Origin of the sequence: Nocardia sp. CC201C (genome assembly GCF_030010695.1) — a bacterium.
In the GTDB taxonomy this organism is placed as follows: Bacteria; Actinomycetota; Actinomycetes; order Mycobacteriales; family Mycobacteriaceae; genus Nocardia; species Nocardia otitidiscaviarum.
In genome coordinates, this window is record NZ_JASCXP010000284.1 from 1 (window position 1) to 9,727 (window position 9,727).

Annotated in this window: 11 protein-coding genes; 8 read left to right on the plus strand and 3 right to left on the minus strand. The window is 70.1% G+C overall.

Going from position 1 to position 9,727, the window contains the following annotated elements; all coding sequences use genetic code 11:
- The coding region (locus QK444_RS25110) for a DUF6191 domain-containing protein (RefSeq protein ID WP_349239541.1) at positions 1-327 on the plus strand (327 nt) is incomplete at its 5' end.
- Positions 328-333: 6 nt separating this feature from the next.
- Here QK444_RS25110 and QK444_RS25115 read toward each other — a convergent pair.
- Positions 334-939 carry a DUF3515 domain-containing protein gene (locus QK444_RS25115; protein ID WP_282784283.1) on the minus strand — a complete coding sequence of 202 codons (606 nt, stop codon included), beginning with the start codon at positions 937-939 and terminating at the stop codon, positions 334-336.
- 204 nt (positions 940-1,143) lie between these two features.
- On the opposite strand from QK444_RS25115, the gene QK444_RS25120 reads away from it, so the two are divergent.
- From QK444_RS25120 to QK444_RS25130, 3 genes are read left to right on the plus strand one after another with little or no spacing between them, the layout of a single operon-like run.
- Complete coding sequence (locus QK444_RS25120; protein ID WP_282784306.1) at positions 1,144-2,088, plus strand: thiamine-phosphate kinase; 945 nt, start codon at positions 1,144-1,146, stop codon at positions 2,086-2,088.
- Positions 2,089-2,127: 39 nt separating this feature from the next.
- Positions 2,128-2,805 carry a uracil-DNA glycosylase gene (locus tag QK444_RS25125; protein ID WP_282784284.1) on the plus strand — a complete coding sequence of 226 codons (678 nt, stop codon included), beginning with the start codon at positions 2,128-2,130 and terminating at the stop codon, positions 2,803-2,805.
- A 40-nt stretch (positions 2,806-2,845) separates the two neighbouring features.
- Positions 2,846-3,106 (plus strand): hypothetical protein, encoded by a 261-nt coding sequence (locus QK444_RS25130; protein WP_282784285.1) that lies wholly within the window; start codon positions 2,846-2,848, stop codon positions 3,104-3,106.
- 36 nt (positions 3,107-3,142) lie between these two features.
- On the opposite strand, the gene QK444_RS25135 is transcribed toward QK444_RS25130, so the two are convergent.
- Positions 3,143-3,652 (minus strand): GNAT family N-acetyltransferase, encoded by a 510-nt coding sequence (locus QK444_RS25135; RefSeq protein WP_282784286.1) that lies wholly within the window; start codon positions 3,650-3,652, stop codon positions 3,143-3,145.
- A gap of 115 nt (positions 3,653-3,767) precedes the next feature.
- Positions 3,768-3,959 carry a 50S ribosomal protein L28 gene (gene rpmB, locus QK444_RS25140; RefSeq protein WP_011210730.1) on the minus strand — a complete coding sequence of 64 codons (192 nt, stop codon included), beginning with the start codon at positions 3,957-3,959 and terminating at the stop codon, positions 3,768-3,770.
- 313 nt (positions 3,960-4,272) lie between these two features.
- On the opposite strand from rpmB, the gene QK444_RS25145 reads away from it, so the two are divergent.
- The 4 genes from QK444_RS25145 to QK444_RS25160 form a co-directional block, all read left to right on the plus strand.
- Positions 4,273-6,156, plus strand: coding sequence for a DAK2 domain-containing protein (locus QK444_RS25145; RefSeq protein WP_282784299.1), 1,884 nt, complete (start codon positions 4,273-4,275; stop codon positions 6,154-6,156).
- The gene (recG, locus tag QK444_RS25150; RefSeq protein ID WP_282784301.1) at positions 6,157-8,421 is read left to right on the plus strand and encodes an ATP-dependent DNA helicase RecG; all 2,265 of its coding nucleotides are present in this window, start codon (positions 6,157-6,159) and stop codon (positions 8,419-8,421) included. It begins immediately after the preceding gene.
- A gap of 29 nt (positions 8,422-8,450) precedes the next feature.
- Positions 8,451-9,365 (plus strand): EamA family transporter, encoded by a 915-nt coding sequence (locus tag QK444_RS25155; RefSeq protein WP_282784302.1) that lies wholly within the window; start codon positions 8,451-8,453, stop codon positions 9,363-9,365.
- 119 nt (positions 9,366-9,484) lie between these two features.
- Positions 9,485-9,727 (plus strand): GntR family transcriptional regulator (locus QK444_RS25160; RefSeq protein ID WP_282784304.1); only part of this gene is annotated, 243 nt, incomplete at its 3' end.

A 9,727-nucleotide genomic window follows, 5' to 3' on the forward strand; every position in this document is an offset into this window, starting at 1 on the left:
CCGGGCCACACGGGTATCGTCGACATGGTGATCGTCGCGATGACCCTTCCCGGCTTGGCCCTGCTGCTCATCGCGGTGGCCTTCGCCGATGTGGCCTACCGCAGGACCACCGGACGCACCGCGCTGCCGTGGATGCGCGGTGATGAGCAGCGCACCGCGAGCGCGATCGGCTTCGAACAGCTCGACACCGTGTTCTCCTCCGGCAAACGCGTCGAATTCGAACAGCGGCAGTCGGTGCTCATGCACCGCGAGAATCCCGGCGACGGCGCTCCCGGGGGCTTCGACATCGACCTCCGCTCCGGGACCGCCCGCCTCGCCAAGTCCTGAGCGGGTCTAGTTCGGCAGCTCGCCCGGGTCGAGCGGCTGTGCCGGGATCGTTGCGGTGATCGCGTTCGAGATCTCCTGCAACGGAGTCGGGCCCGCGCTGTCGGGCATGGTGATCGCGATATACGTGCCCCGGTCGACCGCGATCCACGTCCCCGACGTCACCCCGCTGGTCTCGTCGCGCACCGCGAACCAGTTCACCCCGTTGACCACCTGCAACGGCGACGCCCGATGGAACTCCAGCGGCCGATCCAGCCCGCAGCGCAGCACGATCGGCTCCCCGCCCTCGGGCAGTTGCCACGCCTTGGTGGCGGGCGGCGCGGGCTCGACCAGTTCCGAGGTGGTGTAGTCGCCGAGTTCGCCGGGCAATGCGGGCAGCAGCGCGGTGCACGCCGGTCCGTCGGAACCGGGCGCGGGCACCGATCCGAGCGCGAGCGGTTCGCGCGTTACGTTCTGCCGCGCCACCACGGCCATCAGGATCACACCCACCAGCAACGCGAGAGGCAGCGCGACGGCCGTGGCGATGAGAGCGGGCGACCGTCCCGTGTCGGTCGATTCGGCTGGCTGCGCGGTGGACGTGGGTTCCGTCTCGTTCCCGTGCGTGTCCTTGCTCATCCGGTCCGACATCCTCGATCTGCTCGGCCGGGCGGTGGCGTCCGGCTGGTGGTCTGCGAGTGCAGGGACGAGGGTACCGTCGGTGGGTCCACCGTTCGCAGCGCACTCGGCCGTAAGGAGACCGCCATCACCGGCAGGAGCAATCGAGATGTCGGCGGGCCTGCCGGGCCTGGAAGTGGAGCGGAGCGCGCCACACCGGTGACGGTGGCCGAGTTCGGGGAGTTCGCATTGATCGCGGCGGTGAACGCCGGGCGGGAGCAGGCTCCGGGTGTGCTGCTGGGGCCGGGTGACGATGCCGCCGTGGTGGCCGCACCGACCGGCAGGTTCGTGGTGACCACCGACATGCTGGTGCAGGATCGGCACTTCCGTTTGGACTGGTCGAGCGCATACGAGATCGGGCGCAAGGCCATCGCCCAGAATGCCGCCGACGTGGTGGCCATGGGTGCGGCACCGAGCGGGTTCGTGGTGGCGCTGGGCTGTCCGGGTGACACCCGGGTGGATTTCGTGCGTGCACTCGCCGACGGCATGTGGGCGGAGGTCGCACGTTCCGGCGGTTCCATCGCCGGGGGCGATATGGTCCGCAGCGCCCAACTGGTGATCTCGGTGACCGCCTTCGGCGATCCGCACCGTGCCCCGATCCTGCGCTCGACCGCCCGTCCCGGCGATGTGGTGGCGGTGGCCGGGCGGCTGGGCTGGTCGGCGGCGGGGCTGGCGGTGCTGAGCGCCGGCATCGATCCGGAACCGTTCGCGAATGTGGTTGCCGCCCACCGTGTTCCGCATCCGCCCTACGGTGCCGTGCTCGAGCTGCCCGCTGCCGCGCCGGTCTCGGCGCTGACCGACGTCTCCGACGGTCTGCTCGCCGATCTCGGGCATATCGCCCAATCTTCCAGTGTCGCCATCGATCTCGATGCCGCCGCGCTGCGCGATCCGGCCCTCGATGCGGTGTCCACCGTCCTGGACACCGATCCGCTCGACTGGATCCTCACCGGCGGCGAGGATCACGCCTTCGCGGCCACCTTCCGCGATCCCGAGGGGATTCCCGCAGGTTGGAGCGTGATCGGTCGCGTCGGCGCGGGTGCGGGCGTGACCGTCGACGGCACGTCTCGGCCCGGACCCGCCGGGTGGGAGTCGTTCGCTTCGGGTGGGTGAGGTTTCGCCGTGAATTCGCGCGCCGTATGTTATCCGGACATGGGTGCCAAACCACTGTCGGAGGTCATCGATTCGGGCTGGGCCGAGGCCCTCGAACCGGTCGCCGACCGCATCGCCGCCATGGGCGAATTCCTGCGGGCCGAACTCGCCGCCGGGCGCGGCTATCTGCCCAAGGGCGAGAACGTGCTACGAGCCTTCCAGCGTCCGTTCGACAAGGTGCGGGTGCTGATCGTCGGGCAGGATCCCTATCCCACGCCCGGCCATCCCATGGGCCTGAGTTTCTCGGTGGCCCCGGATGTTTCGCCGGTGCCGCGCAGCCTCGCCAATATCTTCTCCGAGTACTCCAAGGACCTCGGCCACCCGACGCCGTCCTGCGGTGATCTGTCGCCATGGTCGGACCAGGGCGTGCTCATGCTGAACCGCGTGCTCACCGTGACGCCGGGACAGCCCGCCTCGCATCGCGGCAAGGGCTGGGAGGCGGTGACCGAACAGGCGATTCGCGCGCTGGTGGCCCGGGACCAGCCGCTGGTGGCGATTCTGTGGGGCCGCGATGCCGCCACGCTCAAGCCCATGCTGGGGTCCACGCCGTACATCGAATCCGCCCACCCCTCACCGCTGTCCGCTTCGCGCGGTTTCTTCGGATCTCGTCCGTTCTCCCGTACGAACGAATTGCTCGGTACCCTAGGGGCCGCCCCGGTGGACTGGCGTCTGCCGTGAGGGGTGTACAACCCGCCAGAGCCTATTCAGGAGCAAATGCATGCAGAGAAAGACCGCCCGCGGTGTCGTCGCCGCCCTCGCCGTGGGTGCCGCGTTCGCAGCCGTCCCCGCCGCCCAGGCCGCGCCGCTGACGCTGGAGCCCTACACCGCCCCGGCCGCCACGCCGTCGGAGGCCACTCCGGTCGGCAGCCTCTTCGACACCAACAGCGCCTCGTCGCTGTCGTCCGGAACGACCTCGACGCTCGCGTGCTTCGTGCAGTCGATCAGCCAGCAGGTGCAGTGCATCGGCGGCGCGCAGTAGCCGTCGGCGCGTCATCGAGGATTGCGTAGTCGAGGACTAGGAATGGTGCGGTAACGCTGCGGCGTGCCGCACCATTCGCACTTCCAGGGCCGGACTGAAGGCTTCCACGCGGCGTCCGCCGTCGAGCGCGAAGCCGTATGTGCGGTAGAACGCCCGGGCGCGCGGATTCTCCTCGAACACCCACAGCGAGGTGTCGACATCGGGGACCAGGACAGCGCGCATCAGATCGTGGGCCACCCCGGTGCCGTGCCAGGCGGCGCGCACGTACATGGCATTGATCTCGTGCGGGGTGGGCGCGGCATCGTCGAGGGACGGGCCACCGCTGCCGAAGCCGATAACGGCGTCGGCAGCCACGGCCACCACGGTGCGGCCCGGATAGCGCAGGCGTTGCTTCTCCAGCTGTTCGGCGCGCCGGTCGACGTCGAAGGCGTCGAGCACCTGCGCGGGAACCAGATTCGCGTACGCCTCACGCCAACAGGCGATATGGCATTCGGCCAGGCTGTGGACGTGCTCGGCCCCCAGTGGGAGCACCTGCCAGCGCTTCACTTCCGCCCCCTTCGTGTGCGCGACCCCACCCTACCGACGACAACGCCCCGGATCACCCTGTGACGGGTTCCGGGGCGTGGACGCGGTGGTGCTGAAAGGCGGTGGTGCTGAAAAATCAGCCGCGGACGACCTTGCCGGCCTTCAGGCAGGAGGTGCACACGTTCATGCGGCGGGTGTTGCCGGGGGCAACCTGCGCGCGCACGGTCTGGATGTTCGGGTTCCAGCGACGGTTGGTGCGCCGGTGCGAGTGCGAAACCGACTTACCGAAGCCGGGGCCCTTGGCGCAGACGTCGCAGACGGCAGCCATAGTCGCGAGCTCCTTCATGTCATGTGGGGACGCGCCGCCCAGGGCGACGTGTCCGAAAACTTAATGTCGTGGACGTGCCAGCCAGCAGGTGGCTGGCGAACGCGGGCCGATACCTGAGAGGGCAGGACCGGTGCCCCGCGTGAGGCAACCCTGCAAGAGTAACCACCCGGCGACGGCGATGTCCAATTGCCCCCCGGATCGTCCGTTACAGCGGGGGCACCGGGTCATCGGGCGACGGCGAGTTGTCGGGGCGGGCGACTAGGCTGGCGGCCGGGGGTTTCGCAGGCGACGGCGTGGTGGAAGGACGGTGACGGTGCCCGGGGAAGGGGACGTGTTCGACGGTGCCGCGCTCACGCGCTGGGGGCAGCGCTGCCTCGAAGGACTCGAACGGCATCGCGACGAGATCAATGCGCTGAATGTCTTCCCGGTGGCCGACGCCGATACCGGGAACAATCTGCTGACCACCATGCGGGCGGCGGTGCGCGCGGCGGAGGCGGAGACCGAACAGGAGCGGCCGACGGCCGACGGCGCCGGGCCGAGCGCCCACGCGGTCGCCGTCGTCATGGCGCGGGCGGCGACGGTCGGGGCGCGGGGGAATTCCGGCATCATTCTTTCCCAGGTGCTGCGCGGTATGGCCGAGGGCGTGACCGCGGGGGCACTCACGGCCGGATCGCTGCGGCATGCGCTGCGCCGCGCCGCCGTGCTGGTGCGCGAGGCATTGAGCTCTCCGGTCGAGGGCACGATGCTGACCATCCTCGACCGCGCCGCCGAACACGCCGCCGACTGTGCCGATGATGCGCTGCCCGCGGTGGCACTGGCCGCGGCGGACGGCGCTGCCAAGGCGCTCGGCGAGACCCCCACCCTGCTGGGCGTATTACGCGAAGCGGGCGTGGTGGACGCGGGCGCGCGGGGGTTGCTGGTGCTGCTGGACGAACTCGTCGCGGCCACCGGTGGGCGTATGCCGGTCCGTCCGGCGTACGTCCGCCGCACACCGGATCGGAGCGGGTCGGGCGCGGCGGCCCGGAGACCCGGCGTCGTGGAGGCGAAACCCGCCGTCCGCCCTGCGGCCGATCGCTCCGGCGCGTTCGAGCGGACCGATCGTCGGGCGGCGATATCCGGCACGGTCGACTGGGTCGCCGACGCGACGGGAGGCTCCGGTTGCGCCCCACGCGTCGGAGGTGACGAGACGGGTGGGCGCCCCGGCCGCGCCGAGGATGGCGGTGTCATCGCGCGCAACCGTGAGTCGACCAGCGGGTCCGCCGGACGCGGCGGTGCCGACGTGCCCGTCGCGGCCGTGCCCGCGCCGCAGTACGAGGTCATGTACCTGCTGACGCGGACCGACGAGCGGCGGGCGGGGCGGTTACGGGAAGTGCTTGCCGGATTGGGGGATTCGGTGGTCGTGGTGGGGGATGGGGCCGGGGCATGGTCGGCGCACGTGCACTGTGCCGATGCGGGGGCGGCGGTGGAGGCCGGACTGGCGGCGGGGGCGCTGAGCCGGATCCGGATCGAGACGCTGGCGGTGTCGGCGCATGCGTCGGCGGGGCCAGCGGATCGCGGCATCCTGGCCGTGACTTCGGGTTCGGGTGCGGTGCGGCTGTTCGAGGACGCGGGGGCGACGGTATTGGAGGGGGAGGTCACCGCGGAGGAGCTGCTGGCCGCGATTCGGGCGCTCCCGCATCGTGAGGTGCTGGTGCTGCCGAACGGCGCGCTGCCCGCGCACGAACTGGTCGCGGTGAGTGTGGCCGCCCGCGACGGCAATCGCGATGTGCTCATGCTGCCGTGTGCGTCCACCGTGCAGGGGCTGGCGGCGCTGGCCATGCACGATGCGGGCCGCTCCGCCGCCGACGACGTGTTCGCCATGTCCGAGGCGGCCGCCGTAACCCGCTGGGGCGCACTGCGGGTGGCCGCCGAACGGGCCCTGACCATCGTCGGCACCTGCGAAGCCGGGGACGGGCTCGGGCTCGTCGGCCACGATGTGGTGGTGATCGATCCGGATGTGCGCTCCGCCGCGCGCACCCTGCTGGACCGCATGCTCGGTCTCGGTGGGGAATTGGTCACCATCCTGCTCGGCGCGCAGGCGCCCGCCGGGCTGGCGGAAGAATTGACCGAACACATCACGGCCGGATTCCCGGGCGTGGAGGTGGTGGTGTACCCCGGCGGTCAAGCCGGGGATCTGGTGCAGATCGGGGTGGAATAGATGGCGACACTGGCCGACCGGCTCGACCACGTGCTGGGCGTGAAAGCCGCCGAGCCGTTGGCGGACGCGTTCGATATGCACACCGTCGAGGATCTGTTGCGCCACTACCCGCTGCGCTACGCCACCCAGGGCCAGCCGCTCACCGAGGAGGCGCCGGAGGAGGGCGCGCACATCACCGTGATGGGCCGCGTCACCAAAACCGAACTGCGGCCGATGAAGAACCGCCGCGGCAGTCTGCTCAAGGTGGCGCTCGACGTGGGCGGCGCGCGCCCGGTGGACATCACCTTCTTCAATGGCGACAAGGTGAGGTACCTGGTCAAGGACGGCGTCAAGGCCATGATGTCGGGCACCGTGCACTGGTGGCGGCCCGACCGCTGGAACCTCTCCCATCCCGACTACCTCATCCTGCCCGACAAGGGCGACGGCACCGTGGAGAGCCTGACCTCGGTGCGCGGCGGCGGTGCGCTGCGCGGTCTGGCGCAGACCGCCAAAGGTAAAGGGGGCATGGATGTCTCGTTCTTCGAACGCGAGTTCATCCCGGTCTACCCCGCCACCGCCAAGGTGCAGAGCTGGGACCTGCTGCGCTGTATCCGCCAGGTGCTCGACCAGCTGGACCCGATCGACGACCCGCTGCCGGAGGAACTGCGCACCGAGCACGCCCTGATCGCGGTGTCGGACGCGCTGCGCCTCATTCATCTGCCCGAGCACAAGTCCGATATCGAACAGGCGAGGGGCCGTTTGCGTTTCGACGAGGCGCTGGCACTGCAACTCGTGCTGGCACAGCGCCGCCACGATGTCGAGGGCCGTACCGCCCGCGCCTGCCCGCCCCGCACCGACGGTATCGCCGCCGCCTTCGGCAAGCAGCTGCCCTTCGAGCTGACCGAGGGGCAGCGCGCCGTCATCGGGGAGATCTCCGACGACCTGTCGCGCACCCACCCCATGCACCGGCTGCTCCAGGGCGAGGTCGGCTCGGGCAAGACCATCGTGGCCCTGGAAGCCATGCTCCAGGTGGTGGACAACGGCCGCCAGTGCGCCATGCTGGCGCCGACCGAAGTGCTTGCCGCCCAGCATTATCGGTCGCTGCGGAAGATGCTCGGCGAACTCGGCGCCGCCGGTGAACTGGGTGCGGCCGACCAGGCCACCAAGATCGTGCTGGTGACCGGCTCCATGTCCACCAAGGAGAAGAAGGCGGCCCTGCTCGACGCCATGACCGGTGAGGCCGGCATCGTGATCGGCACGCACGCGCTCATCCAGGACACTGTGGAGTTCCACGATCTGGGCATGGTGGTGGTCGACGAACAGCACCGCTTCGGCGTCGAGCAGCGGGATGCGCTGCGCGCCAAGGCCAAGGACGGTGTGAGTCCGCATCTGCTGGTCATGACCGCCACCCCGATCCCGCGCACCATCGCCATGACCACCCTCGGCGACCTGGAGACCTCCACCCTCACCCAGCTGCCGCGCGGCCGCTCGCCCATCACCACCAAAGTCGTTCCCGCCAAGGTGAAACCGTCCTGGGTGGATCGCGCGTGGGAGCGCATCCACGAGGAGGTGCGGGCGGGCCGCCAGGCGTACGTGGTGTGTTCGCGCATCGGCGGCGACGAGGAGGAGAACGGCAAGAAGAAGAGTAAGGCCGCGGCCGAGAAGGAGGGGCTGACCACGCACGCGGTGGTGGACGTCTACGACATGCTCCGCGGTGGCCCCCTCGCGGATCTGCGTGTCGGCCTGCTGCACGGTCGCCTGCCCGCCGATGAGAAGGACAGCGTCATGCGGGCCTTCAACGACGCGCAGATCGACGTGCTGGTGTGCACGACGGTCGTCGAGGTCGGCGTGGACGTCCCGAACGCCACCATCATGGCCATTGTCGACGCCGACCGCTTCGGGGTGAGCCAGCTGCATCAGCTGCGCGGGCGCGTCGGGCGCGGCCAGCACGCCGGTCTGTGTCTGCTCATCACCGAGACCAATCCGGTCGGCTCGGCCATGGCCCGGTTGGAGGCGGTCGCCGCCACCACCGACGGTTTCGAACTGGCCGTACTGGATCTGCGGCAGCGGCGGGAGGGTGATGTGCTCGGTTCGGCGCAGTCCGGCACGGCGCGTTCACTGCGGCTGCTGTCGCTGCTGGACGATCTCGAAGTCATCACCGCCGCACAGCAATTGGCGCGTGAGGTGGTCGAATCGGATCCGGGGTTGACCCGACATCCGGGGTTGGCGGGCATGATGCATGCCGCCGTGGACGCCGAGCGGCTGGAGTATCTGGCCAAATCCTGAGGCCGCGCGCGGGGAGTGGAGGAGACAGCGTGGTAGCCATCGACGTCGATCGGACGTGGAAGTCACCGGAGCGCCGGCCGTTCCGGCAGCGGGTGGCCTGGCAGGGGTTGGGCGGGGTGCCGCCCACCGCCCTGGTGCTGGCCGGGATCGTGAGCGTGCAGATCGGCGCGGCCTTCGCCAAGCAGCTGTTCGCCTCCACCGGTCCCGCGGGCGCGGTCAGCCTGCGGCTGGGATTCGCCGGAATCGTGCTGCTGGTGCTGTGGCGTTCGGCGCTGCGGATCGAGCGCCGCGCGATTCCGGTGGTACTGGCGTACGGTGGCGTGCTCGCCCTGATGAATCTGTGCTTCTACGAGGCCATCGACAGGATTCCGCTCGGTATGGCGGTGACGCTGGAGTTCCTCGGCCCGCTGGCCATCGCGCTGGCCGGATCGCGGCGGTGGATCGATCCGGTGTGGGCGCTGCTCGCCGGTGGCGGCGTCTTCCTGCTCACTCGTTCCGACGGTGCGGTGGTGTGGTCGGGGGTGCTGCTGGCGCTGGCGGCGGGAGTGTGCTGGGCGGGCTACATCCTGCTGTCGGCCACACTCGGCGAACGCACCAGCGGCGGTGGCGGTTTGGCGCTCGCCATGGCCTTCGGCGGCATTGTGATGGCACCGGTCGGCATTCTGGACGCGGGGGCGGCGCTGTTGCAGCCCGCCGTGCTCGCGGCGGGGTTCGCGGTGGCAATGCTGTCGTCGGTGGTGCCCTATTCGGTGGAGTTGGAGGCGCTGCGCAAGATTCCGGCGCGGGTGTTCGGGGTGCTCATGAGCCTCGAGCCCGCGGTGGCGGCGCTGGCGGGTCTGCTGGTGTTGGGGCAGGTGCTGAATGTCGGGCAGTGGGCGGGCGTGGTCTGTGTGGTGGCCGCCTCGGCGGGGGCTACGCGAACGGCTGCCGAACCCGAGGTCTGAGTGTTGGCTCCCGGTGCGCCCGGGAGCGGTGCGGCTCGCATCGATCAGACGGTATTGGTTCCATCAATATTGGTCTGACCACTTGACCTCTGACCAATTGTCGTCGTAGCGTCGTAGGCATGGCGTTGCAGCGCATCGATCGCAGAACCGTTCCCGACGAGGTCTTCGAACAGCTCGTGGACACCGTGCTCGACGGTGAACTCGCACCGGGGGAGACGCTGCCCGCCGAGCGGCAGCTCGCCGAGGCGCTCGGTGTCTCCCGGCCCACCGTGCGGGAGGCGTTGCAGCGGCTCGCGCACACCGGACTCGTCGAGGTGCGGCAGGGTGGTGGTACCACGGTGCGCGACTTCCGCCGCTTCGGT